The sequence below is a fragment of the Bacillus sp. FSL R5-0416 genome (assembly GCF_037975425.1).
GTDB classification, from domain to species: Bacteria; Bacillota; Bacilli; order Bacillales; family Bacillaceae; genus Bacillus; species Bacillus subtilis.
The window spans coordinates 602,104-628,214 of sequence record NZ_CP150252.1; the positions used below are offsets into that span (position 1 = coordinate 602,104).

Sequence of the window (26,111 nt, forward strand, 5' to 3'; positions counted from 1 at the left end):
TTCTTATCGAATAATAGAAAGTCCAGGAATTAACTGAATCATTAAAATAGAGATCCATTTCTGCATTATTCGTCCGGCATCAGCTGGGCTTTTTTTATAAAGGAGGAATACAGGATGGCATTCACTTTGGAAGACATGACTGAGGAAGAGTTCGAAACCTTTCGCGGGATGTCCGTGCAAAATTATGCGAAACAAAACACAACGTCAGGAACTTGGACGGAAAAAGAGGCGTTTGAGAAATCGGAGCAGGCATATGAGAACATGATTCCGAATGGGCGAGACAGCAGCAATCATTATTTTTGGAACATCACAAATGACCAACGAGAAAGAATGGGCTGGCTCTGGCTGTATGCTGATCCATTACATCCGCAAAAGGAAGCGTTTATCTATTCCTTTGGATTGTATGAAGCCTTTCGCGGAAAAGGACTTGCTCAATTGGCGCTTCAAACGCTTGATGAAAAAGCAAGAGAGCTTGGTGCGGAAAGGCTGGCCCTACATGTATTTGCACACAACGAGACAGCCGTCTATCTTTATCAGAAGATGGGCTATGCCATGACCAATATTCGTATGCGGAAACAGCTGTGCTGAAAAGTTGCTTACGTTACCCAAACACAACATGCCTATCTGGAAGCAGTGGCAGGGTACTATAAGTCATCATTAGAAACATTAATGTCATTGGAAGGCTTGAACATATAAAGAAAAAGGACAACAGCTGTTGTCCTTTTCAATGCCGCTTGAACTTTCTCCCTCAGTCTTTTTTGTCTTGATGATCCAGCTCTTTTATTCGTTTCGTAAGCTCATTGAAAGCCTGATCAAGCTCCTTATACCCTTTATCATTTGGCGTCATAAAACTGAGTTTTCCCAGCACTTCTTGTCTTTCTGTCTCAAGCTTTAAGCGAAGCTCTTCCCGCTCATTTCTTTCTGAAGGAGCGGCGTCATTTAACTGCTTTTCGATGCCGTTGTTTGAGATGACGAGTTTACTGTTTGTTGTTTTTTCGAGAAAGTATCGGTCATGTGAAACCGCCAGCAATGTGCCGCTGTATTGTGACAGTGTTTCTTCCAGCTGTTCGCGTGACGGCAGGTCGAGATGGTTTGTCGGCTCATCTAAAATCAGCACGTCTTTTTCCTCCAGAATATAGGCCATCAGCTTGATCTTTACACGCTCACCCATACTCATATGCTTGATCGGTTCAGTCCATTGGGCGGCTGTAAAACCTAAGTGCCTCATCAGATTTTGAACGTGCCCCCTTGCTTTGAATGTTTCATTCTCAAATAACTCTTCCGGTGTTTGTTCTAAAGGCAAATCAAACACCTCCTGCGTTAAATAGCCGATGTTTGCGGACGGCGACACCCATACGCTTCCTTCTGCTGTTTCCTGTCCAAGAATGATATTCAGCAATGTCGTTTTTCCGCTGCCATTGGGGCCTATGATCGCAACCTTTTCGCCGTGCTGAATCGTAAAGTTTGCGTTTTTAAAGAGGGTCCTTTCTCCAAACGCTTTTGTTACATTCTGAACTTCTAAAAAACGTTTTCCTGTTTTGTGGGTTGTATCGATTGAAAAGCGGACTGTATATTCTGGGGTAACGGGTTCCGCCTTTGCTTTTTCCAGCTCTTTTTCAAGCCGCTTCTGCTTGGATTTTATCTGGGCATCCGTACGCTTCGCTTTTACCCGGTGATATTCTTTAAACCCTTCCTTTTTCGTCGATTGAGCATGGGCTTTTTCCGACCAAGAAGCGAGCTCATTCATTTGTGCTTCAATCCGTTCGACCATTTTTTGCTGCTTTTCATATTCACGCTGCTGGATGAGTCTTTTCTTCTCCCGGAACTTCATATACCCGGAGTAATTCCCTTTGAATTCAATCAGCGTCTGATCCTCAAGCGACCATATTTTTGTTGCGGCTTCGTCTAAAAAATATCGATCGTGAGAAACGAGAATCACAGTGCCGTTATAATGTTTCAGCTGTTGGATGAGAAATTGCAAGCTTTTTTCATCAAGGTGGTTTGTCGGTTCATCTAACAGCAGCAGATCTGCATCCTCTGATAGTCCTTTCGCCAGCCGCGCTTTCAGTTTTTCACCGCCGCTTAACTGATGAAAATCACGAAGAGGCACATGCCATTTCTCCAGTAACTTCTTTTCGGCAGGTGTCTGGTCCGCAAAGGAATACGCCGCGGTTTCCTGTTCAACCAAAGCCAGTTTTATATCCTTCCGAAGGATTTGACCCTGTGCAGGGGCTAAGTCATTGTGAATGAGGTGCAGCAGCGTAGATTTCCCAGCGCCGTTTTTTCCGATAATCCCAATGATATCTCCTTGCTGAACACTGGCGTTTACATGTTTAAAAACAGTTTGATCCTTTACTTCATAGCTAACGTTTGTTAATGTTACGATCTCTTTCATCCATATCCCTCGCTTTAAAGGGAGAATAAAAAAATCCTCCCAAATGTGTTGGAAGGATTAGCCGTGCCTGTGCATGATCAAATAAGCTATTTTTTATAAATAGCAGTGTCGTATATATAGAAAATGGGCAGACTAATCCTATTTTTTGATTTGAAATATTGATTTCAAACGGTAAAAATAAGATTAGTTAATCATTGTCCACCCATCATCCCTTCTTGTTTTGATTACAAACACTATAGCATATCTTCAAATTCAAAAGCAAAGGTCATTTTCATCAAAAAAACCCCTGCTCTCATTTTTGAGGCAGGAGTTTCGAGTGTTATTGATGCTTCGCTTTTCTCACTTTATAAATCACAATCAGCAAAATAAACCAAACCGGTGTGACAAATAAGGAAACACGAGTGTCCTGTGCCAGTGCCAGCACAACCAGAACAAACGCCAGGAACGCAAGAATCAGGTAATTTGTAAACGGATAAAGCGGAAGCTTAAACTTGTTTGTTTTCGCTAATTCAGGTCTTGTTTTGCGGTATTTCATATGGCAGATGACCGTAATCCCCCAAATGTAGATAAAGCATACGGTTGAAATGCTTGTGATCAGGGTGAATACGCCTTCTGGCATGATGTAGTTTAACGTAACACCTATTAAAATCACGATAGCCGAAAAGAATAAAGCATTTCTAGGCACTTTACGCTGAGTCAGTTTCGCCATTGACTCAGGTGCATTGTGATCTTTCGCCAGGGAATAGACCATACGGCTTGTACTGAATACAGCGCTGTTGCATGCTGAAGCAGCGGATGTCAACACAACAAAGTTGATAATACTTGCAGCCCCGACGATGCCAACAGCGACAAATACTTGTACGAATGGGCTTTCGCTGGGATTGATGACATCCCAAGGATAGATGCTCATAATCACGAGAAGAGCCCCGATATAAAAAAGCAGCACACGGACAGGAATATTGTTGATCGCCTTAGGGATTACTTTTTCAGGGTTTTCTGTTTCACCGGCCGTAAGCCCGACAAGCTCAATGCCGACAAAAGCAAACACAACCATCTGGAACGAGAGGATAAACCCGTGCATGCCATTCGGGAACAGGCCTCCGTGGCTCCAGAGGTTTGTGAAGCTGGACACTCCTGAGCTTGTGGAAAAGCCTTTGAAAATCATCACAAGGCCAATGACGATTAACGCCAAAATGGCAATGACTTTAATCAAAGCAAACCAAAATTCTAATTCTCCAAAAAGCTTGACTGTCGCCAGGTTCATAATCAGTAAAATAATAAGAGCGATTAAGCCAGGCACCCATTGCGGCACACCCGGGAGCCAATATTGAGTGTAGAGCCCGACTGCTGTCAGATCAGCCATCGCAATGGAAATCCAGCAGAACCAATATGTCCAGCCAGTGATAAATGCTGCCATATCGCCTAGGTAGTCTTGTACAAAATCCACAAAAGAGTGATAGTTCAAGTTTGATAACAGCAATTCACCCAGCGATCTCATAATTAAGAAGCAAATGATCCCTGTGATCATATAAGCAAATAAAATCGAAGGTCCGGCAAAATGAATCGATTTGCCCGAGCCGAGAAATAAGCCTGTCCCAATGGCTCCGCCGATGGCGATGAGCTGGATATGCCTGTTTTTCAAGCCTCTCTGCAACGTTTGCTGATTTATATTGTCTTTCGTCATGTCGTCTGTCACTTTATGTGTTCCTCCATTGAAAATTGTTTATTGAGTCAGCAATCTATTTTTAATGATTATTATAACACTAAAATTTCTATCTTTTTTACTAAAAAAGGATTGATGAAAAGAATTTTAATGTGATTTGGACTATTTCCCGAAAAAAGCGGCTCCATTTAGGGAGCCGCTTTTTTATGCTTTTTCAGTTTTTTTCATAAACAGGTAGAGCCCGTAATCTGTCGGTGCGGATGCGTAGCCTGCCTGCCGCAGCATTGCTGTGATATTGCCGCGGTGGTATGTCCCGTGGTTGACAACGTGGGGAAGCAGTTCGGAAACAGTTGTTTCCATGATTCCGCTTGAGGGATTTTGAATCTGGAGTGGCTTATTGAGCTGTTCTTTTTGCTGTAAAAATAGTATATAGCGCTCGGATAACCTCAGAAAAAGGTCTTCCATTTCCTCTATTTCTTTAGCCTCTGTCTGTTCTTTAAGCTGTTCAGCTAAAGCCAAAGCATCGCTCAAGTTTTTGCCGGAAAACACTTCAATCCAGCCGAGATCAGAAAGATAAACATGAGACAATACATGGGATATTGACGGAAACACGCTTTGAATTTCTTGATGGTATACCTCTTTTGGAAGCTCTTTTAATCGGTTGAATATTTGTTGATTGGCCCAGACGTTATATTCATACAATTTGAATGCAAAATCTGACATGTTAAAATTCCCCCTTTCGTGTGTATAGCTTCTATTATACACGAACGTGCGTTCTTATGTAGAGTGCTCGTGAATAAAATTTGTTGACATATATAGTTTAGGGGAATAAACTAATTGACATTGAACATAAAGTTTAGCGGGGTAAACTATAATGAGGAGGGGAAGATATTGAATGAACAAAAGCTATGTCAGGCGATAAACCTGTTTGTGGAAGTCCTGCTTGAAGGGACAGAATTTGTGCATCGTGAAATCAATCAGGATGTCTTCAAGCATATCTCAAGGGAACAGGCAGACCTGTTGAAAATTTTAAAAGTCAAGGGCCCAACATCTCCCGGCAGCCTGGCCATGTACCAAAATGTACATAAGAGCGCGATCTCTAACAGACTGAAAAAGCTGCTCGAAAAGGGATTGGTTCAATGGGGCGACTGTCCGGAAAAAAGTGATAGGCGCTCTAAGCTTATTAACATTACACCCAGTGGTGAACACATACTAGAAGAATTAGATTCTGCCATCTTTAACGCGCTCAAACCGCTGATCGATGATATAGAGGAGGAACACTTACATTCCATCATCGAGATATTCACCATTTTAAAAAGCAAATTTAAAGGAGGAGATTCTGCCGAATGAGAGCAATCATCAAATTCAAGTGGGCAATTGCAGCCATAGTATTAGCACTTACCGTCGTTTTGAGTTTGTTTTCTCCGAACTTAACGGAGCTGGCCAATCAAAAGGGGCAGGCCCAGCTTCCCGCTGATGCCGTTTCAGAAAGAGCAAACGCCATTTTAAAACAAGCGGGAGAAGACAATAATTCGATCAGTGTTGTCTTTACATTAGACAACGCTATAAAGAAAGAAACAGAGAATCAGCTCCGGATAATGATTGATAAAATCAAAAAGATCGACGGTGTAGAAGAGGTAACATCTCCTCTGTCAGCGGAAAAAGAAGTCAAAGACCAGTTGATGTCGAAAGACAAGAAAACCGTTCTCATGCCTATCACGATTACAGGTTCTGATAAAAAGGCGGAAAAAATTGCGGACGAGATTTATCAAATCGTTCCTGATGACTTGACGGCATATATTACGGGAGCTTCCCTTATCAACCAGGATTTCGCTCACAGCTCAGAGGAAGGGCTTAAGAAAACGGAAGTGATCACAGTCTGCCTGATCATCGGTTTACTGTTGATCGTGTTCCGATCTGTTGTGACGCCTTTTATCCCGATTGTGGTTGTCGGTTTTTCTTATCTGATCAGTCAATCCATACTGGGCATCCTTGTATACAATGTTGATTTTCCTATCTCGACGTTTACGCAAACCTTCTTAGTCGCGATCTTGTTCGGCATTGGAACAGATTACTGCATACTGCTTCTTACACGATTCCGTGAAGAATTGGCAAACGGGCATGATAAAAAAGAAGCGGCGCTTATCGCTTACCGCACAGGGGGAAAAACCTTATTTATCAGCGGATTTGCGGTATTGATCGGATTTTCCGCCTTAGGATTTGCGAAGTTTGCGATTTTCCAATCCGCAGTGGGGGTAGCAGTCGGTGTGGGAATTTTAATGATCATCCTCTACACACTGCTGCCATTATTTATGGTGACGCTGGGTGAAAAATTATTCTGGCCTTCTAAGAAAGTGCTGTCACACAGTGATAACAAACTATGGGCGTTTCTCGGCAGACACTCCGTTGCGCGTCCGTTTCTGTTCATTGTCATCACGGTGGTAATTACGCTTCCGTTCATATTGACCTATGATGACCAGATTTCATTCGACTCAACTGCGGAAATCAGCAGCGATTATAAATCTATAAAAGCTCTCGAGGTCATTAAGGATGGATTCGGGGAAGGAAAAGCGTTCCCGATCAATGTTGTCGTAAAAGGAGACAAAGATCTTACAACAGCTGATACAATTCCCTATCTAGGAAATATCAGCAAAGCGATCGAGAAAGTTGATCATGTTGACTCTGTGATGACCATTACGCAGCCGACTGGTGAAAAAATCAAAGATTTATATATTGATAACCAGCTAGGATCGGTTTCAGACGGGCTGGATAAGACGGTAAAAGGGATTGCCGATGTCCAAAGCGGATTAACGGATATAGAAAACGGACTGAATCAAATGGCAGGGCAAACCGGCTCGGCCTCAAATGGAGGGTCTGACGGTTCACTGGGCGATGCGGCAGATGGCTTGGGCAAAATCAATCAGCAGCTGCAGCTCGTGAGCAAACAGATTTCCCAAACCGGCAATACCGCACAGACCGTGCAGCAGCTTACGGCAATCAGCGGACAGCTTGGCCAGATTCAAACCGGTCTTGAACAAGCGAACCAGCAGCTCTCAGGCCAGCAGGCACAAGCCGGAACGCTGACAGAAAGCCTGAAGAAGCTGTCCGAAGGCGTGAGGAGCGCAAATCAGGGCCTGACGAAAGTCTCTGACGGTATTACAGCTTCCAGTGATATGTTAGAGGACATGAGCAAAAGTCCAACTGTAAGAGATACAGGCATATTCATTCCTGATCAAGTAATGAAGGACAAAGACTTTAAGAAGTCAATTGACCAGTATTCCTTTGCAGACGGCAAAGGTGTTCAATTAAGTGTCGTTCTGGATTCAAATCCGTACTCAGAACAAGCTATTGCGACAATAAACCAAATCAAAAAAGCTGTCGCAAACGAAGTTGACGGCACTCCTTTGGAGGATGCACAGATCGTATACGGCGGGGTTACGAGTATGAATGCGGACTTAAAGGAGCTGTCCACAACGGACTTCTCCAGAACAATGGTGATTATGATTATAGGCCTGTTTATCGTGTTAACCATTTTGTTCCGCTCAATGATCATGCCGATTTATATGATCGCGTCATTGCTGCTGACGTACTATACGTCGATATCCATAACAGAATTAATTTTTGTAAACGGCTTAGGAAACGCGGGTGTCAGCTGGGCAGTGCCATTCTTCAGCTTTGTCATCTTGATCGCGTTAGGGGTAGATTATTCGATCTTCTTGCTGGATCGATTTAAGGAAGAGGTGCACCTTGGCATTGAGCAAGGTGTCGTCAGGTCAATGAGCAAAATGGGATCTGTCATTATTACAGCTGCCATTATATTGGCCGGTACGTTCGCGGCGATGATGCCTTCAGGTGTCAATACACTGATGCAGGTGGCAAGTGTTATCATCATCGGGCTCTTGCTTTACGGCCTTGTCATACTTCCGCTCTTCATCCCGGCAATCATTGCAACCTTTGGAGAAGGAAACTGGTGGCCGTTCGGCAGGAAGAAAGGAAAAGAGTAATCGAGAGAAGAGTGATGAATGGTCATCACTCTTTTTTCATGACTAAACAACTAACTTCAGACGTGTTACCCAAAAAAGGTCAGACGATCAAACGGCGGCTGTACTTACAAACAAAGAGCCCGGAAAACATTCCCGGGCTCTTTGTTTTATTTCCATTCTGCAATTGTATCAATCGGCAGACGGTAGGAAGCATAGCCTTCGTCTGCTGCTTTTCCGATAGAAAGTAGCATAACCGGTACATAACGTTCTTTATCTAATCCGAAGGTTTCCGCGATGTTTTCTTTATCGTATCCGCCGATCGGGTTTGTATCGTAGCCATGCGCGCGTGCAGTCAGCATCAGCTGCATGGAAACAAGACCTCCATCAATCAGGATCGTTTCACGGTTGACCTGTGCCGGAAGCTTTTCAAAATGTGCGGTCAGCGCAGCGATTTGCCTGTCTTTGACCTCCTGCGGCATGTAACCAAGTTCCACGGCTTTTGAATAGATTTCTTCTAAGTAGTCTGCATTGTTCATGTCTGCAAATACAGCGATGACAGCAGATGATGTTGTGACCTGTGTTTGGTTAAAGCTTGCAAGCGGTGCGAGCTTTTCTTTTCCTTCCGGGCTGTCAATGACAAGAAAACGCCATGGCTGCGCGTTAACAGAAGATGGGGCAGTAGTTGCTTCCTCTAAGATCTCTGTCATTTCTTCTTTGCTGATTTTTACTGCCGGATCATAGTTGCGAATCGAACGGCGGCCTTTCATAATTTCCATAAAATCGTTTGTTTTGATCATGTTGATACACTCCTCTTAAGCTTCGATATTATTTATATTGTTTCGCATGCGCGCCAGCACATCAATGAGCAGGCGGCGTTCTTCTGCGCTTACATTTGCGAGCATTTCCTTCATGAAACGCTCCTTTTCCTTCTTAGAAGACTCAATTCGCTCTCTTCCTTGGTCTGTTAACCGAACAAGGGTGATGCGGTTGTCCTCAGGCTTGCGCCGCCTTGATACCATGCCTTTGGCTTCCAGCTGTTTCAGGTGTCTGGTAACGGCTGCGCTATCGATATTTACTTTCTTTTGAAGGTCGCTTTGACTGATCTCATCTGCATGATAAAGCAATGTCAGCAATTCCAAACGAGATTGGCTGATGCCCGTGCATGCCTCGAACTTCACGCCAATCACCTTGTTCACGCCTTGCAGCTGATATAAAATCTCGGCTTCCTCTGAACAAAATGACGCCAAAACCCATCCCTTCTTTCCTGTCAAAACTATTAATTGATATATCAATGATTGACACGTCAATTAATATACAACGATTGATTTCATCTTGCAAGCCATTTGCACTCTAGAAAAACCTCCCAGCGCATAAAATTCGCTAGGCTAGAACTTAGATAAAAAGCTGGCCGCTTCTTCAGATGATGCTGGTCACGATGATTCCCTGCATCATTCCCATTTATAGGTGTTCGGAATATCACTTTGCCGAGCCCATGCTCAAGCGGCTTTCACAGGCTGAAAGTTATGATACAATATACAAATGTTTCACAGCTTCAATCCATAGTTGGAGCTGACATCCATTATATAAGGGACTAGGTTGAAGGGAAGGTTTGATAACATGCTGCACAATCCAACTGGAAAAGAACGCTTGGCACTAGCGTTTCTGCTCGGCATGCTTGCTATATTGGGCCCGCTTAATATAGATATGTATTTGCCAAGTTTTCCTGAAATCGCGGAAGATTTATCAGCAAGTGCTTCACTTGTTCAGTTAAGTTTAACAGCCTGTCTGGTCGGGCTTACGATCGGCCAGCTGATTGTCGGGCCGGTCAGCGATGCGCAGGGAAGACGAAAACCGCTATTAATCTGTATTTTTTTATTTGCGTTATCTTCTCTGTTTTGTGCACTGTCGCCCAATATAACAACTTTAGTGGCTGCGCGTTTTTTACAGGGCTTCACTGCTTCTGCAGGGCTTGTGCTGTCTCGCGCAATCGTCCGCGATGTGTTTACCGGAAGAGAGCTTTCTAAATTTTTCTCGCTGTTAATGGTCATTACCGCGGTGGCGCCAATGGTTGCGCCTATGACAGGCGGTGCCATTTTGCTTTTGCCGTTCGCAACGTGGCATACAATTTTTCACGTCTTAATGATCATCGGATTTTTACTAGTTCTTCTGATTGCATTGAGGTTAAAAGAAACGCTTCCGCCGGAAAAACGGATTCCAAGCTCAATCGGAACATCCGTCAAAACGATGGGCAGCCTGCTGAAGGATCGATCCTTTATGGGGTACGCGTTAACTGTCGGATTTATTCACGGGGGAAGCTTTGCATATGTGTCTGGTACGCCTTTTGTATACCAGGATATCTACGGGGTGTCTCCGCAGGTATTTAGTATTCTTTTTGGCATTAACGGGCTGGCGATTATATCGGGCAGCTTTATCATCGGACGCTTTGGCGGAATCATTCATGAAAAAAGCCTGCTTCGTATAGCGGTCATTACGGCTGTGATTGCGACGGCTGTGCTATTAACCATGACCATGATTCACGGTCCTCTTGCTACATTAGTCATATCCATTTTCATTTACATGATTACGATCGGCATGGTTCTGACCAGCACGTTTACCCTAGCCATGGAAAAGCAGGGGCACCGCGCCGGAAGTGCAAGTGCGCTGCTTGGGATGCTCCCGCTGCTCCTTGGTTCAATCGTGTCACCGCTTGTAGGCATTAATGAGACAACAGCCGTTCCGATGGGAGCCATCATGTTTGTGACAGCTGTCATCGGCTCACTGGCGTTTTTTGGATTAACGAAAGAACGAGTAGGGCAGAATTCATAAAAAAACCTGACATGACGTCAGGTTTTTTGTTTTATTTAGAATAACAACAGCAGGCCTGCAATCGCCGGAGTCAAAAAGATGGCTGATTTCAAAACCACCTTTGGCATGAGGTTGGTGAATTTCGCGCCTACATAGGCACCGCACATTGTCCCGACCAGAACTTTGACAAGCAAAACGTAATCAACAAAACCTTCTGTGATATATCCGATCCCTCCACCTACAGCCAGAGGGATGATCACAAGCATCGTCGTTCCGACAGAATGGCGAATGGACAGATTCAGCATAATCATTAAACCAATTTGAATAAAAGGTGCCGACCCAATGCCGAATGTGCCGGAAAGAACGCCGGCTACAATTCCTAAGATGACCGCTCTCGTATACGTTGAAAGAGTGCTTTGATTCACTTGAGCCTTCTCTTTTAAAATAAATAATCTGATTAAAATGAGAATTGCTGATAAAAATAACATTCCAGCCGTCAAATAATGAAGCAAATCAGCCGGAATAAAAGATGTCAGCTTGGCGCCGAAAAATGAGCCAACCGCAGCAAAGCCTCCGACTATTAAGCCGATTTTCATTTGAATGTTGCCCTCGCGATAGTGGCTATATGCCCCTGATAAGCTTGTAAAAGCCATGCCGGCAAGCGAAGTGCCTAAAGCCGTATGAATCGGGATATGGAAAAGAAGCGTTAAAAGGGCAATGACAAAGCCGGCTCCACCGGCGCCAATAAAGCCTAAAATAATTCCTAGAAGAAACATAACAAGAATAATGAGCATATTTTTTCCTCCATTGAAAAGATGTAAAAATGTAATCGTGCGCTATTCTGGCGGAGGTATGGTGTCCTATTGACGAAGAAAAACACGCCGTTTTTTCAGTTGCCAGTAGTCCGTCGACCGTCGTTCAGCAAACATATCGTACCTCAAATTCTGGGATCTGACAAGGCAGTTTGTTGCTTCCCATTACCATCTGTTATATGATTTTGATGAAGAAAAGCCCTTGAATATATTCAAAAGAGGTATTATATATGGACGATTTTAAATTAGATAAGCCGACTCCCTACTACCTGCAATTTTATAACCAGCTAAAAAAAATGATCTTCAACGGGACTTTTAAGCCTGGGGAACGGATAAACGAAACACAGCTGGCGAAAAGCTTTGGCGTCAGCCGCTCTCCGATAAGGGAAGCCATGCGATTGCTTGAGAAAGATGGTTTGTTAAAAGCAGATGACCGAAATGGGTTTTCGATCACGTCGTTAACGGCAAAAGATGTAGATGAGATTTATAAAATCAGAATTCCGCTGGAGCAGCTGGCAGTCGAATTAGTCATAGACGAAGCGGACGAAGAAGAGCTGACCATACTCGAAAAACAGCTTGAAGAAACAGAGAAAGCCATTCACAACGGCACGGAAGATACGGAAATCATTCGTTTAAACCAAAAATTTCATGAGCTGCTGGTTGATTTCAGCCATAACAGACATTTGAAAAATTTGCTTGAGCATGTAAATGACCTGATTCATTTTTGCAGAATCCTTAATTATACCGGCGACCACCGTGCAGAAACGATACTGAGTGAGCACCGCAGGATATTTGAAGAAGTGAAAAAGAAAAACAAAGAAGCAGCCAAACAACATGTGCTGGCTCATTTCAATCATGACTGTGAGCATTTGAAGCATGTGCTTGAAGAAGGTAAAGAGAATTGATTTCTATGATCCGGTACCAAGGGGGAGCAGAACCCTTGGTATTTTTTTATGTATTCACCACATATCTAAGAGGCCCCGTTAATAAGATTTTATGATGGTTTGACTAACGAATAATGGGGGTTAAACATGTTTATCCATATCGTCGGGCCTGGTGATTCTTTGTTTTCGATAGGCAGAAGATACGGTGCTTCTGTTGATCAAATACGGGGTGTGAATGGTTTAGATGAAACGAATATCGTGCCGGGGCAGGCTCTGCTTATCCCTCTTTATGTATATACAGTCCAGCCTGGAGATACGCTTACCGCCATTGCAGCCAAAGCGTTTGTGCCATTAGAGCGACTGCGAGCCGCCAATCCGGGCATCAACCCAAATGCTTTACAAGCGGGAGCAAAAATAACGATTCCTTCGATCTCAAATTACATTGCGGGAACGTTAAGTTTTTATGTGCTCCGAAACCCAGACCTCGATCGAGAATTAATCAATGATTATGCGCCATACTCGTCTTCGATTTCAATTTTCGAATACCATATTGCACCGAACGGCGACATTGCAAACCAATTGAATGATGCGGCCGCTATTGAGACAACTTGGCAAAGACGAGTCACGCCGCTGGCAACAATAACGAACCTTACATCAGGAGGCTTCAGTACGGAGATTGTTCACCAAGTGCTAAACAATCCGACAGCGAGAACCAATCTGGTCAACAACATTTATGACTTAGTTTCCACAAGGGGATATGGCGGTGTCACAATCGATTTTGAGCAGGTGAGCGCCGCGGATCGCGATCTTTTCACTGGATTTTTACGCCAGCTGAGAGATCGACTTCAGGCGGGAGGGTATGTGCTGACGATAGCTGTTCCTGCAAAAACAAGTGATAATATCCCATGGCTGAGGGGCTACGATTACGGGGGGATAGGAGCGGTTGTCAATTATATGTTTATCATGGCTTATGATTGGCATCATGCCGGAAGTGAGCCGGGTCCTGTAGCGCCGATTACTGAAATAAGGAGAACCATTGAGTTTACGATTGCGCAGGTGCCGAGCAGAAAAATCATTATCGGAGTCCCGCTCTACGGGTACGACTGGATCATACCGTACCAGCCGGGCACAGTTGCTTCAGCGATTTCAAATCAAAACGCAATCGAAAGAGCGATGAGGTACCAAGCTCCGATACAATATTCAGCCGAATATCAATCACCGTTTTTCCGGTACAGTGATCAGCAGGGGCGGACGCATGAGGTATGGTTTGAGGATGTCAGAAGCATGAGCCGGAAGATGCAGATCGTCCGTGAATACAGATTGCAGGCTATTGGCGCTTGGCAGTTAACGCTGGGCTTTACGCCGGGCCCATGGCTTCTGCGGAAATTTTTTACGATCAGAAAAGTGTAAAAAAAGACACCAGAGCTGGGGTGTCTTTTTTTTGATTAAGTCCAGAGCAGCAGAATAGTTCATTCATTTGTACCTTGCATGGGTTGTGTTCCCATTTTACGATTAGTAGTAGTCTGATCAAACAAAGAGTCAGAATACGATTTGAGAGGGAGTTGTCTACATGAAGACAGTATTGATTTTGAATTTTCCTGCGGAAGGCCATGTGAATCCTACTTTAGGCATTACGAAAGCGTTTTCCGATAAGGGATATGATGTCCATTATATATCCACTGAAAAATATAAAAAACGATTAGAAGCAGCGGGAGCAACGGTCCATCTTCACCGGGATCTGCTGCGAACGACACCTATTCATGTCGGTTCGCCCAATGGCATTCTTGATTTCGTGAAAATCCATATCAAAACGTCATTGGACATTTTACAGATTGTCAAAGACTTATCTAAGAGCATTCAATTTGATTTTGTTTATTATGATAAATTCGGCGCGGGGGAATTGGTAAGGGATTACTTAGATATTCCAGGAGTCTCTTCATCGGCGTCTTTCTTGTTTGGCGAGGAGCACCTGAAAATCCTGCCGCTGCATCCGGAGTCTGGAGCGCCGCTTGAATTGGATCAAGAGTGCGAAGATCTTTTGGCAAAAATGAAAGAAACGTACGGTGTTGCCCCGAAAAACCTGGTTCAATTCATGAACAATAAAGGGGAATTGAATGTAGTGTATACAAGCCGTTATTTTCAGCCAGAAAGTGATCGTTTCGGGGATGAATGTCTATTTATCGGGCCGAGCTTTCCAAAGAGAGCGGAAAAAACAGATTTCCCGATTGAACAGCTAAAAGATGAGAAGGTCATTTATATTTCAATGGGGACTGTACTGGATCATACAGAGGATTTCTTCAACCTTTGTATTGATGCATTTTCAGGCTTTAACGGAAAAGTCGTCATCGCTGCCGGAGAAAAAGCGGATCTGACCAAATTAAAGCAGGCGCCGGAAAACTTTATCATTGCTCCGTATGTCCCTCAGCTGGAAGTGCTGGAGCAATCGGATGTTTTCATTACACACGGCGGAATGAACAGCGTAAACGAAGGCATTCATTTCAGCGTGCCACTGGTTGTCATGCCTCATGACAAGGATCAGCCGATGGTGGCGCAGCGTCTCTCTGAACTCCATGCAGGCTATGTCATCTCTAAAGATGAAGTCAATGCCCAAATATTAAAACAGGCCGTAGATGAGGTTTTGCGCAACGATCAGTATACGGCAGGCATTAAAAAAATCAATCAAAGCTTCAAAGAATGTATGGACATGGAAGAAGTGATGGAGCGGATTGATGAGTTAATTCGCCAAAAAAACAAATAAGAAAAAGAACTCCCGTACCTTGTACGGGAGTTCTTGATTTAAAACTTGATTTTGATTTTTTGAGCATCGCTGATTTTCTTATGGTTATGGTCAAAGACGTCACTTGTCGTGATTTCGATCCACTTGATCTTTTTTGTTTTCTTCTCAGCATCCGCGGCCTTATCATGAGCATGGCCGCTTGATGCGTTCACAATAAAGCCGAGATTTCCGGACTTTTCGGCGCCGCCTTCCAATTCGCCGTTTAACTCTTCAAGATAAATATCTTTGTTCCAATCAAAGGTTTCGCCCGTATTTGTTTTCATCAATGCAATCGGCGCAACATTTACTTTTTTTGAAGAGGTGTTCTTGATATCAACGAAAACCTTAACGAAATCAAACTCTTCATCGTGTGTTAACTCATGAAAGTAATCAATCATGCTGTAGTCCGGGCGCAAGTGGATCAGCTTCATTTCTTTTACTGTTAACTCCACGTCGCCAATCTTATAGGTTTTGTTCACTTGTTTGATATCTTTTAAGACAGCTTTTCCTTTATCATCTGAAAACGTTTGGCCGACCTTAAGCAGTGACCGGTCATCAGTTACCTGGGAATTAGGCTGATAATCATCTGTGCTGTCCTTCTGGGATGAAGTGCTTTGCGGCTCAGCTTTTACTGTTTTCTCCCCGCCTGCATGCTGTTTTTCAGTACTGGCGTTTGATGAGCAGCCCGCAAGCATGATAGCAAAAACGAAAATTGAAAGAATTCTTCTCATGATGATTCCTCCATTAAAAAGAGATCCCGTTACTTCATACAAGCAACGGGACACCTTGTATTCTTTTACTTATCGTTAATCTTAATGTTGTATTGTAAAGCCTTGAAGACATTTTTGGCGATTTCTGTATTGTCGATTTGGCCGGCAAATGTCTCACTAGACGGACCGTATGCATAGACGGGCACATCTTCACCGGTATGTCCGCCTGTGGTCCATCCAGTGTGAGAGCGTTTGTTAAAGATGTTCTCGATTGCGTTATCGATATCCAGTACTTCCTTCGATTTTGCCGCTTCTTCAACAGATTGAATTTCGGCTTTTGTTAAAGCCAATTTTTTTTGATCGATATATGTTTTCAACGTTTTTTCAACATCCGCGCCGTCAGCGATCTTTTCTGCCATAAAGTCTGGTGTGCGCTTTGCGGCTTTAATGGGTTCACTGAACCAATTGTAGATGCCGTCCGCACCGATGGAATATCCGCCGGTTGAGTGGTCAGCCGTTGCGACAACCAATGTGTGCTTGTCTTTTTTAGCGAAATCAATAGCCGCCTTATAAGCTTGTTCGAAGTCTTCCATCTCGCTCATGGCGCCGACGATATCATTGTCATGGCCCGCCCAGTCAATTTGGCTGCCTTCCACCATGAGGAAGAATCCGTCTTTATCCTTGTTTAATTTTTTTATGGCTGTGTTTGTCATGTCTTTAAGTGATGGAACATCCTTCGTCCGGTCAATCTTTTTAGGCAGGCCGCCGTCAGCGAATAGGCCGAGAACTTGGCTGTCTTTGTTTTTCAGCATGTCCTTGCGGTTATCCACATAGCTGTATCCCGCTTTTTTGAATTCCTTGATCAAATTACGGTCCTTACGGTCAAAATTGCTCTTTCCTCCGCCTAGAAGGACATCAATTTTGTGCTTGCCGTTGACCATCTCATCAAAATAATCATCCGCAATTGAGTTCATATTTTTTCGGCTGTGGTCGTGGGAACCGAAAGAGGCCGGAGTGGCGTGTGTAATTTCTGAAGTGGCCACAAGTCCTGTTGCTTTTCCTTTTTCTTTCGCAGCTTCAAGCACCGTTTTGGCTTCTGATCCGTCGTTATCCACCGCTATGGCATTATTGTATGTTTTAATTCCCGCAGACATAGCCGTTGCCGCCGCTGCAGAATCCGTTACATTTTGTTCAGGATCATCGGGGTAAGTTGTTTGCTGGCCGACAAGATACTGATCAAAAGCCGTAGGCTCCACAACTTTTGTCTTTTTATTATCCTTTAAGTATCGATAAGCAGACGTATAAGACACACCCATACCATCACCAATCAGAACAATAACATTCTTAATTTCGTCGTGGTTCCCCTTTTTCTTTTCCTGGGCGCTGGCTTCAGGCACACTGCCGCTGGCTAAGCTGCTGAACGCAATTGATGATAAAACCGCAATAGGCAGTAATTTCTTCGGGAATTTTTTCAACTGGATAACCTCCTAAAAATAGATAAATCTCAATGACAACCCAATTATATTTTTAAACTGTTAAGCTAGTATTAATGGATTTTAAAGATTGGATTTACAAGAAATGAACTGGCACCCTTAAATAATGGTTATTCTTTTATGAGAAGTTTTAGAAGGAAAGAGTGATAGTACTAAAGAAATAAATTGGAGGAATAGATACTGGCCGTGGATAGGCGGACTGAAATCTGCTATAGTCGCATAGAAGCAACCCGCTTACATCTTGAACAATTAAGTATTATGTTGGAAGAGGTATTGTGTAAGCACATGTCTGAGCAGTTCATATGGAGTGGCATCATTTTATTTTAGGAGGGAACAACATGGACGTTTTTTCTGAGTATTTAGCGGGGATTGATGACCCGTTCCACCGAGAAAGAACGGAAGAGGTGTTAACTTGGATAAAAAATAAATATCCAAATTTACATACAGAAATAAAATGGAACCAACCGATGTTTACGGATCACGGTACATTTATTATTGGCTTTAGTGTTTCTAAAAAGCATTTAGCTGTCGCTCCTGAAAAAGTAACGATAGCGCACGTAGAGGATGATATTGTGAAGGCAGGATATGACTACACCGAGCAGCTGATACGTATCCCTTGGAACGATCCAGTTGATTACACGCTACTTGAGAAAATGATTGAGTTTAATATTCGGGATAAGGCAGACTGCTCCACTTTTTGGCGAAAATGAAGGAAAAAGGCATAACATATGAGCTGTATAAAATATGTTACACCTTTTCATTTGTCTATTTTTCGTTTTGATCATCTATTGCTGCTTTTCTTCAAACAAGGTCTTTTCATTGAGCGTAAGCTGGCTCGCAGAATAATGATTACCTTGTTTCCATTTCACTTCAATCGTAATATCATGGCCTTCAAGCTCATGTTCATCTAACCGCTCTAAAAAAGAAACGGACTTTTCTTTTGCGCTTCCATCAGAAAAAGTGCCTCCAGCATAATCATGCATCGGGATTTCCGTGTCAGAACTCAGCAGAATTTCATCATCCTTTTTTACAATCAGGGATTCCAAATAAGTGTTGTCTATTTCAATTGTATCACCGATCCAATAAAGTTTGCCGCTGTATTCATTCGGTGCATCTTCATTTTTTGTGAAAACAGCTTCCCAATTCTGATCTTTGCTTTCTCCCTGCCAATTCGGATACTCCAAACGAACATGATGAATCAGGTGATAGGAAAAAAAGATCAAGCAGAAAGCGATTAATAGGAATGCCGTGAAAATGAGAGGGTATTTATAATGACTGGACATAAAAGACTCCTATTCGTTTAATCAATTACCTTCGAAAATAGAATTTCATCCCGAATCAAAATGCCGTTTTCAGCCACCTCGGGAATCTCTGGCTTGAGTCGGCGCGCTTTTTCAACTGCGTTCGGAAACACTTCGGCGAATTGATAGCCTCTCTTTTGATAAAACGCCATCGCATGTACATTATCATTCGTTGTGATAAGCTTTATTCGTTGACAATGTGCATGTTTAGCCGTCTCTTCAACCTGCTGAAGTAAAGCTGTGCCGATTCCTTTATTTTCAATCATACTATCTAATGAAATAATTTCACAATCTTTCCCATCTATCAAGTATGTAATACAGCCAATGATTTCGCCGCTTTCATTTACTGCGGCAAATCCATCTAATTCATCACACCGAAAAATGCCGCTGGAAATCGCCATCTCGGGTGTACCCCAATGCTTGGCAAAAAAATCGGTCAACATATGTTTCGCTATCTCATTGTTTGGGATGATGATCATCATAACACTCCTCTATTGAAAGATTGCATATGTACTATCAATATAAACAATATATAACAAAAAAAATAGATGTTGAGGTGACGGCATGGAAATCAGCGATGTCATTTACGGGCAGCACCATATAGACGGAGTGCTGGAAGAGCTTATCAAAAGCGCTCCTGTGCAAAGATTAAAAGGAATCTATCAAGGCGGAGCAAGCTTTTTAGTCAATCGAAAGTGGAATGTGACCAGGTATGAGCACTCCATCGGCGTAATGCTCCTCATCAAAAAGCTCGGAGGAACGATTGAAGAACAGATTGCGGGTCTGCTCCACGACGTATCACACACAGCTTTTTCTCATGTGGTCGATATTGTCTTTGAAAATCAAGCAGAAGACTATCATGAAAACATCTTTCAACAAGTCATTGTTCACTCTGAAATCCCGGACATTCTAAAAAAATACGGCTATCATACTGAAGAATTTTTATCTGACGATTCAAGGTGGACATTGCTCGAACAGCCCGCACCGGAGCTGTGTGCTGATCGGACAGACTATACGCTGCGTGATATGTACCGATATGGACACATTAACCTGCACGAAGCGCAAACCTTTTTGGATCATCTTATTGTGAGAAACGGAAGGATGTTTCCTAATAGTATTGAAGCCGCCGAATGGTTTGTCAATGTGTACTATAAGGAAGTGATTGATTTCTTTTTGAATCCCGTGAATGTATATGGATATGAATATTTAGCGCGAGCATTGAAGGCAGCGCTGCGGCATGATGTCATATCCGCAGAGGATCTCCTGAAAACGGACCAAGAGGTACTGAACATCATGCGTGCATCAAAAAATGAAGAAGTCCTGAGCTTGCTTACATCCATTCATCCCGGCATACAAGTAATAGAGGATGACATCCAGTACGATTTCCATCAAAAGAAGAAAATGCGCCTAATCGATCCATCCATTTTTCTTGATGGCGAATGGATCAAATCCTCAGATGCTTCTGAAAAGGTGAGGAAAATGGGTGAGGCTGCTTATCAAAAAGCAAAAAAAGGTGTGTATATAAAAATCTTAAATCAGTAATTGCCGCCTGACAGCGGCTTTTTTTCATGTTTGGCTTTGCAAACAAAGGGGAATAGGACAAACTGCGGGAACGCTTTATGAGAATATCAGCGTATTTACATACCATTCGGGGGTATAGTATTATCGAGAGGGCATGTTTTCATTATCTGCGGGCAAAAGTTACAGGAAAAAAATGAAGCAAAGGAGAATGAACATGAAAATCTCTAAAAATGCACTGGGAATTCTGATGTTATCTCTTGTTTTAGTTTTATCAGCATGCGGCAATAACAACAGTACGAAACAAAGCACACATGACAATCATTCAGACTCCTCAACACATGAAGAGATGGACCATTCTGGATCAGCTGACGTTCCAGAGGGATTACAGGAATCTAAAAATCCGAAATACAAAGTAGGCAGCCAGGTAACCATCAATACTTCCCATATGAAAGGCATGAAAGGTGCCGAAGCTACGGTAACAGGCGCCTATGATACAACGGCGTATGTTGTTTCTTATACTCCGACTAATGGGGGACAGCGTGTGGATCATCACAAATGGGTGATCCAAGAAGAAATCAAAGATGCTGGAGATAAAACGTTACAGCCCGGAGATCAGGTGATTTTAGAGGCTTCTCATATGAAAGGCATGAAAGGAGCAACAGCCGAGATCGATTCCGCGGAAAAAACAACTGTATACATGGTTGACTATACATCGACAACGAGCGGCGAAAAAGTGAAAAACCACAAATGGGTCACAGAAGATGAGCTTTCAGCTAAATAATAAAAAATCCTCCTTTTACAAGGAGGATTTTTTTGCTGTTTGAACAGGTCTTGTTAAAGAAATGAAAGCAAACAGGACAGCGATGATCACAATTGACCCGCCGCACCATGCTGTTGACACTACAGTACCCGTCTGATCCAAAACAACACCGCCAATGGCTGAGCCAAGGGCAATTCCGACTTGGAGGGCCGACGTGTTAAAGCTTTGCTGAATGTCAGACGAATCAGGTGCAATTTCAATTAAATAGCTTTGCTGAGCCGGGGCGAGGCTCCAGCTCAGAAGACCCCAAATCACCATGACAGGCAAAAAGAAAATCATAGACGATGTAGACAGCGGCAGTAAGAACATAATGATGGCAAAGGAACCCGTCACCAGCAAAATGCTCTTAAAGGAACCAAGCCGGTCAGATAGCGCTCCTCCGAAAGGGCCTCCGCATACAGCAGATATCCCGAAAAGGAAATAACAAATGCTGACCCAGAAAGAGCTCAGGTGAAGAGTCTCTTCTAAAAACGGTGCAAAGTAAGCGTAAAGCGTGTAGTGGCCAGCTAATGTAAACATCGTGACGAGGTGTGAACTCGCGATTTTCAGATTACCGATCGTCTTGAGCTGTTCCCGGAAAGGAATCATTTTCTCCGCCGGTATTCTTTCAAAGAAAATTGAAATAATCAGCATGGAGATCAGCGCCAACAGGCCGATGCCAAGGAACAAAATCCGCCACCCGAAGGAATCGCTGATTAAGATTCCGAGCGGCACGCCTAATGCGATAGCAGAGCTGAAACCCATAAAAATAATTCCGATTGCGCGGGCTCTGTATTCAGGCGCTACAATTTTCGGGGCAATTGTTAAAGAAAGCACAACAATCAGCCCTGTACTCATTGCTGCCAATACCCTAGATACCATCAATGTGGCGAAATTAGGGCTGAAATAGGCGACAAGATTGCTAAGGAAGAAAACAAATAAAGCAATTAGATATAAGCGCTTCCGCTCAATCTTCGCAGTCAATGCCAAAAGCAGCGGCCCAGATACTGCATATCCCAGCGCAAACACACTGATCAGCTGTCCGGCTGAAACAATGGAAATGTCTAAATCATTTGCGATCTGAGGAAGAATCCCCCCCACAATTAACTCAACCAATCCGACTGCAATCGTAGAAGCTGCAAGCAGGAAAACTTTGAAATTCATAACAAACTCCTTTACTTAAATGTTTTGATAAATAAAAAAAATCCTGATTACAAAAAATGTCATAAACAAATTTTGTAATCAGGATTTTACGGTTCCTGGTAGACACCCTCAAACCATATTATTGAGGTTATACAAGTGATAATAGCTATTTAATTGATTCGTTTCCGTTGATGAGTGTACCACATTATGAATGAATCTTCCATAGAAAAATTTACAAAGTGATGAACCGGACAAGTGTATGATTATATTTATTTTATAAAAGTATAGACATTTAAAAATAAATGACTATAATAATCCATGTAAGCGTTTTAATCTCAAGGGGGGATAGCAGTTGAAAAAAATATTACTCGCGTGCAGCTCAGGAATGTCTACCAGTTTATTGGTGACAAAAATGAAGGAATACGCACAGTCTATCGGTGAGGAAGCAGAGATTTGGGCTGTTGGCCAGGATAAAGCAAAAGAAGACATGAGAAAAGCGGATGCCGTTTTGATCGGTCCGCAAATGAGCTTTCTGAAAAGCGAACTCCAAAAAGAAGCGGATCAATACAACATTCGGGTTGAAGTCATTGACATGATGGCCTACGGAATGGCAGATGGGAAAAAAGCGTATGAGCAGGCATTGTCCTTAATGGAGAATCAATAATGGAACAGGTGAAAATCACGAACTTAACAGACGAACAAATCAGTTTTCAGCTTATCCTGCACAGCGGCAATGCCCGCAGCTGCATCATACAATCACTGCGCGCCTACAAAGAAGGGAACAAGGATGAGGCGGATGCCCTCATTGCCAAGGCTGAGCAGGATTTATCCGCGGCCCATGACATTCACTTTCAAATGATACAGAAGGAATCCGGCGGAGAAGCACAAGCTTTCTCATTGCTGCTTATGCATGCAGAGGATCATCTGATGTCAACATTATCCATGAAAGAATTAGTGAAAGAGATGCTTGATCTCTTTAAAACCAAGAATCTATAAATAATCGGGGTGGATAGGGTGTTCGAGAAAATCAGCCAATTCCTTGTTCCAATTGCAGGGAGGTTAAACAATAACCGCTATTTGCAAGTACTGCGTGATGCATTTATGCTGGCTTTCCCGCTGACGATATTCGGGTCCATTTTTGTCGTGTTAACGAATTTGCCGTTTCTAAACAAAATCATGAACGCCTCAATGCTTACGTCGTTTCAGTCTCATTTCGGCATTGCCTCCACGGCGACAATGGGCATTATGTCTGTCTTTGTTGTGTTCGGGATAGGCTATTACCTGTCAAAAAGCTATCAGGTCGAAGCTGTATTTGGCGGAGCGATCGCTTTGGTTTCCTTTTTGCTCTTAACGCCATTTATCATTCAGCCAGAAACAGGAGATGCCATTACAGGGGTTATCCCGGTCGATCGTCTCGGTGCAAAAGGGATGTTTCTTGGGATGATTACGGCATTTCTTTCTGGAGAAATCTACAGAAGAATCGTTCAAAAAAACCTGACAATCAAAATGCCAGCCGGCGTTCCGCCTGCTGTAGCAAAATCATTCGCCGCACTTATTCCGGCTTTTATCACATTGACCGTATTTTTGCTGATTAACGTAATGGTGACTCTGTTTTTTAAAACAAATATGCACGACGTCATTTATCACGCAATTCAGGCTCCGCTTGTCGGACTTGGAAGCGGTATCATTCCGACGCTTATTGCCGTGTTTTTCATTCAAATTCTTTGGTTTTTCGGACTGCATGGACAGATCATTATCAACTCCGTGATGGACCCGATTTGGAATACACTGCAGGTAGAAAACCTTTCTGCTTACACGGCGGGAAAAGAAATCCCTCATATTATTTCAAAACCGTTTATGGAGATTTATACAGTAGGGATGGGCGGAACCGGGATGACGCTTGCGATTGTGTTTACCATTCTCATATTCATGAAAAGCAGGCAGATGAAGCAAGTATCAAAACTTGGCCTCGCTCCCGGTATTTTTAACGTCAACGAACCGATTATCTTCGGGCTTCCGATTGTCATGAATCCGATCATTATTGTGCCTTGGGTGCTGGCACCGATGGTTGTTACGCTCGTCACCTATCTGGCTATGTCAGCAGGGCTCGTTCCGCCTCCGACTGGTGTGACAGTGCCGTGGACGGTTCCATTATTCATTAATGGTATCATGGCGACGAACTCAATCATGGGGGGCGTGATGCAGCTTATCAATCTGCTGATTGTCTTCGTGATCTGGTTTCCGTTCCTAAAAGCAATGGATAAATTAAATCTGGCAAAAGAAAAAGAACAGGCTGTGCAGGAGACAGCTGCTCAGCAAAATGATAACAGCATAAAAATGTGACATAAGGGGAGAGAGACTTGGCACAAACAGAACAATATCGTTTTCCAAAGGATTTTTGGTGGGGATCATCCGCTTCAGCAACACAAACGGAGGGTGCCGCCGACAGAGACGGAAAAGGCCAGAATATATGGGATTATTGGTTTGAAAAAGAACCGCATCGTTTTTTTGATCATGTCGGACCCGCAGACACATCCCAATTTTACGACAACTATAAAGAAGATATCAGGCTGATGAAGGAGCTTGGCCACAACTCGTTCCGGATGTCGATTTCCTGGTCACGTTTAATACCAAACGGAACGGGCGAGATCAACGATAAAGCCGCAAATTTCTATAACAATGTCATTGATGAGTTGATCGCTAACGGAATTGAACCATTTGTCAATTTGTTTCATTTCGATATGCCGATGGCGCTTCAAAAAATCGGCGGCTGGGTCAACAGAGAGACGGTTGACGCGTATGAAAACTATGCGAGAACGTGCTTCCGTTTGTTTGGCGGCCGGGTGAAAAAATGGTTCACGCATAATGAACCAATCGTTCCCGTAGAAGGCGGCTACTTATATGATTTTCATTATCCAAACAAGGTCGACTTTAAAGAGGCCGTCCAAGTTGGATTTCATACGATGTTATCAAGTGCCCGCGCCATTCAGGCTTACAGGGAGATGGAGCAGGACGGAAAAATCGGTATCATCTTAAATTTGACTCCATCATACCCGAGAAGCAGCCATCCGGCGGATGTAAAAGCCGGGGAAATCGCAGACGCGTTTTTTAACAGATCTTTTTTAGACCCATCTGTCAAAGGCGAATTTCCCAAAGAGCTGGTTGACATTTTGAAGCATGAAGGCTTTATGCCAGATTACAACGCTGAAGATCTTGACATCATCAAAAAGAACACGGTTGACCTGTTGGGAGTGAATTATTACCAGCCGAGACGTGTGAAAGCGAAAGAACATCTTCCGAATCCCGACGCTCCTTTTTTGCCTGACAGGTATTTTGATTCCTACGTCATGCCGGGCCGCAAAATGAATCCGCATCGCGGCTGGGAGATCTATGAAAAAGGCGTTTATGATATTTTGATTAATTTAAAAGAAAACTACGGCAACATCGAGTGTTTTATCTCTGAAAACGGTATGGGGGTTGAAGGTGAAGAGCGATTCAGGGATGAACAAGGCATCATTCAAGATGATTACCGGATTGAATTTATAAAAGAGCACCTCAAATGGATTCACCGCGCCATACAGGAAGGCTCGAACGTAAAAGGCTATCACTTATGGACGTTCATGGACAACTGGTCTTGGACAAATGCCTATAAAAACCGATACGGGTTTGTATCAGTCAATCTTGAGAAAGACGGAGAAAGAACCGTCAAAAAGAGCGGAAAATGGTTCAAAAAGGTTGCTGAGCAACACGGTTTCTAGGTTTTCCTAAAGGTCAAGATCTTCCGGCAATCATCATAACGAATAGAGATGACGAAAATCCGCAACAT

At 43.3% G+C, this 26,111-nt stretch carries 25 protein-coding genes and 1 riboswitch; of the genes, 14 read left to right on the forward strand and 11 right to left on the reverse strand.

The features are described 5' to 3' along the window. Positions 1 to 114: 114 nt before the first annotated feature. The gene (locus tag NYE20_RS03185; protein ID WP_070548624.1) at positions 115 to 588 is read left to right on the forward strand and encodes a GNAT family N-acetyltransferase; all 474 of its coding nucleotides are present in this window, start codon (positions 115 to 117) and stop codon (positions 586 to 588) included. Positions 589 to 748: 160 nt separating this feature from the next. Here the strand turns inward: NYE20_RS03185 and vmlR are convergent, their stop codons facing one another. The 3 genes from vmlR to dinB form a co-directional block, all read right to left on the reverse strand. Then, a complete protein-coding gene (gene vmlR, locus NYE20_RS03190) occupies positions 749 to 2,395 on the reverse strand; it encodes an ABC-F type ribosomal protection protein VmlR (RefSeq protein WP_070548625.1) in 1,647 nt (548 codons plus the stop codon). 319 nt (positions 2,396 to 2,714) lie between these two features. Beyond that, positions 2,715 to 4,091 (reverse strand): amino acid permease, encoded by a 1,377-nt coding sequence (locus NYE20_RS03195; protein ID WP_014475969.1) that lies wholly within the window; start codon positions 4,089 to 4,091, stop codon positions 2,715 to 2,717. A gap of 171 nt (positions 4,092 to 4,262) precedes the next feature. After that, a complete protein-coding gene (dinB, locus tag NYE20_RS03200) occupies positions 4,263 to 4,781 on the reverse strand; it encodes a damage-inducible protein DinB (RefSeq protein WP_038828173.1) in 519 nt (172 codons plus the stop codon). A gap of 168 nt (positions 4,782 to 4,949) precedes the next feature. Here dinB and NYE20_RS03205 point away from each other — a divergent pair, with 168 nt between their 5' ends. Beyond that, complete coding sequence (locus NYE20_RS03205; protein WP_041850755.1) at positions 4,950 to 5,408, forward strand: MarR family transcriptional regulator; 459 nt, start codon at positions 4,950 to 4,952, stop codon at positions 5,406 to 5,408. After that, on the forward strand, positions 5,405 to 8,062 hold the full coding sequence (locus NYE20_RS03210) for an MMPL family transporter (RefSeq protein ID WP_163136721.1): 2,658 nt from the start codon (positions 5,405 to 5,407) through the stop codon (positions 8,060 to 8,062). Before NYE20_RS03205 ends, NYE20_RS03210 begins: the two co-directional genes overlap by 4 nt. 146 nt (positions 8,063 to 8,208) lie before the next feature. Here NYE20_RS03210 and NYE20_RS03215 read toward each other — a convergent pair whose 3' ends face one another. Together NYE20_RS03215 and NYE20_RS03220 are read right to left on the reverse strand one after the other, a co-directional pair. After that, complete coding sequence (locus NYE20_RS03215; protein ID WP_003234135.1) at positions 8,209 to 8,838, reverse strand: nitroreductase family protein; 630 nt, start codon at positions 8,836 to 8,838, stop codon at positions 8,209 to 8,211. A gap of 15 nt (positions 8,839 to 8,853) precedes the next feature. Further along, positions 8,854 to 9,348, reverse strand: coding sequence for a MarR family transcriptional regulator (locus tag NYE20_RS03220; protein ID WP_015252703.1), 495 nt, complete (start codon positions 9,346 to 9,348; stop codon positions 8,854 to 8,856). A gap of 310 nt (positions 9,349 to 9,658) precedes the next feature. Here NYE20_RS03220 and NYE20_RS03225 point away from each other — a divergent pair, with 310 nt between their 5' ends. Further along, complete coding sequence (locus tag NYE20_RS03225; protein WP_015382899.1) at positions 9,659 to 10,867, forward strand: Bcr/CflA family efflux MFS transporter; 1,209 nt, start codon at positions 9,659 to 9,661, stop codon at positions 10,865 to 10,867. 35 nt (positions 10,868 to 10,902) lie between these two features. On the opposite strand, the gene NYE20_RS03230 is transcribed toward NYE20_RS03225, so the two are convergent. Continuing rightward, positions 10,903 to 11,640, reverse strand: a complete 738-nt coding sequence (locus NYE20_RS03230; protein WP_015252701.1) for a sulfite exporter TauE/SafE family protein — start codon at positions 11,638 to 11,640, stop codon at positions 10,903 to 10,905. A 248-nt stretch (positions 11,641 to 11,888) separates the two neighbouring features. Here NYE20_RS03230 and NYE20_RS03235 point away from each other — a divergent pair, with 248 nt between their 5' ends. The 3 genes from NYE20_RS03235 to NYE20_RS03245 all read left to right on the forward strand — a co-directional run bounded on the left by NYE20_RS03235 (position 11,889) and on the right by NYE20_RS03245 (position 15,300). Then, entirely contained in the window at positions 11,889 to 12,563 is a 675-nt protein-coding gene (locus NYE20_RS03235) for a GntR family transcriptional regulator (protein ID WP_021481633.1), read from the forward strand. 126 nt (positions 12,564 to 12,689) lie between these two features. Then, positions 12,690 to 13,952, forward strand: coding sequence for a glycoside hydrolase family 18 protein (locus NYE20_RS03240; RefSeq protein ID WP_064672000.1), 1,263 nt, complete (start codon positions 12,690 to 12,692; stop codon positions 13,950 to 13,952). 160 nt (positions 13,953 to 14,112) lie between these two features. Then, a complete protein-coding gene (locus NYE20_RS03245; protein ID WP_003234124.1) occupies positions 14,113 to 15,300 on the forward strand; it encodes a glycosyltransferase in 1,188 nt (395 codons plus the stop codon). 38 nt (positions 15,301 to 15,338) lie between these two features. Here NYE20_RS03245 and NYE20_RS03250 read toward each other — a convergent pair whose 3' ends face one another. Together NYE20_RS03250 and phoB are read right to left on the reverse strand one after the other, a co-directional pair. Then, a complete protein-coding gene (locus tag NYE20_RS03250; RefSeq protein WP_024571332.1) occupies positions 15,339 to 16,049 on the reverse strand; it encodes a membrane lipoprotein lipid attachment site-containing protein in 711 nt (236 codons plus the stop codon). 65 nt (positions 16,050 to 16,114) lie between these two features. Then, entirely contained in the window at positions 16,115 to 17,503 is a 1,389-nt protein-coding gene (gene phoB, locus NYE20_RS03255) for an alkaline phosphatase PhoB (protein WP_017695992.1), read from the reverse strand. 356 nt (positions 17,504 to 17,859) lie between these two features. Here phoB and fra point away from each other — a divergent pair, with 356 nt between their 5' ends. After that, positions 17,860 to 18,231 carry an iron chaperone frataxin gene (gene fra / locus NYE20_RS03260; protein ID WP_072173543.1) on the forward strand — a complete coding sequence of 124 codons (372 nt, stop codon included), beginning with the start codon at positions 17,860 to 17,862 and terminating at the stop codon, positions 18,229 to 18,231. Positions 18,232 to 18,306: 75 nt separating this feature from the next. Here the strand turns inward: fra and NYE20_RS03265 are convergent, their stop codons facing one another. Beyond that, positions 18,307 to 18,804 (reverse strand): YdhH/YoaO family protein, encoded by a 498-nt coding sequence (locus tag NYE20_RS03265; protein ID WP_161621386.1) that lies wholly within the window; start codon positions 18,802 to 18,804, stop codon positions 18,307 to 18,309. A gap of 17 nt (positions 18,805 to 18,821) precedes the next feature. Continuing rightward, positions 18,822 to 19,304 (reverse strand): GNAT family N-acetyltransferase, encoded by a 483-nt coding sequence (locus NYE20_RS03270; protein ID WP_161621387.1) that lies wholly within the window; start codon positions 19,302 to 19,304, stop codon positions 18,822 to 18,824. Between the two features lie 82 nt (positions 19,305 to 19,386). On the opposite strand from NYE20_RS03270, the gene NYE20_RS03275 reads away from it, so the two are divergent. Continuing rightward, positions 19,387 to 20,364 carry an HD domain-containing protein gene (locus tag NYE20_RS03275; RefSeq protein WP_161621388.1) on the forward strand — a complete coding sequence of 326 codons (978 nt, stop codon included), beginning with the start codon at positions 19,387 to 19,389 and terminating at the stop codon, positions 20,362 to 20,364. A gap of 133 nt (positions 20,365 to 20,497) precedes the next feature. Continuing rightward, positions 20,498 to 21,124, forward strand: coding sequence for a YdhK family protein (locus tag NYE20_RS03280; RefSeq protein WP_077671242.1), 627 nt, complete (start codon positions 20,498 to 20,500; stop codon positions 21,122 to 21,124). 15 nt (positions 21,125 to 21,139) lie between these two features. Here the strand turns inward: NYE20_RS03280 and pbuE are convergent, their stop codons facing one another. Beyond that, on the reverse strand, positions 21,140 to 22,306 hold the full coding sequence (gene pbuE, locus NYE20_RS03285) for a purine transporter PbuE (protein WP_003234105.1): 1,167 nt from the start codon (positions 22,304 to 22,306) through the stop codon (positions 21,140 to 21,142). Positions 22,307 to 22,361: 55 nt separating this feature from the next. Next, positions 22,362 to 22,461: riboswitch (purine riboswitch) on the reverse strand. Between the two features lie 176 nt (positions 22,462 to 22,637). Here pbuE and NYE20_RS03290 point away from each other — a divergent pair. From NYE20_RS03290 to gmuD, 4 genes are read left to right on the forward strand one after another with little or no spacing between them, the layout of a single operon-like run. Next, positions 22,638 to 22,949 carry a PTS sugar transporter subunit IIB gene (locus NYE20_RS03290; protein WP_014112863.1) on the forward strand — a complete coding sequence of 104 codons (312 nt, stop codon included), beginning with the start codon at positions 22,638 to 22,640 and terminating at the stop codon, positions 22,947 to 22,949. Beyond that, entirely contained in the window at positions 22,949 to 23,281 is a 333-nt protein-coding gene (locus tag NYE20_RS03295; protein ID WP_021481624.1) for a PTS lactose/cellobiose transporter subunit IIA, read from the forward strand. Before NYE20_RS03290 ends, NYE20_RS03295 begins: the two co-directional genes overlap by 1 nt. Before the next feature lie 18 nt (positions 23,282 to 23,299). Further along, positions 23,300 to 24,628, forward strand: coding sequence for a PTS cellobiose transporter subunit IIC (celB, locus tag NYE20_RS03300; protein WP_003244271.1), 1,329 nt, complete (start codon positions 23,300 to 23,302; stop codon positions 24,626 to 24,628). 17 nt (positions 24,629 to 24,645) lie between these two features. Continuing rightward, on the forward strand, positions 24,646 to 26,043 hold the full coding sequence (gene gmuD, locus NYE20_RS03305) for a 6-phospho-beta-glucosidase GmuD (protein WP_161621389.1): 1,398 nt from the start codon (positions 24,646 to 24,648) through the stop codon (positions 26,041 to 26,043). The last annotated feature ends 68 nt before the right edge of the window (positions 26,044 to 26,111 follow it).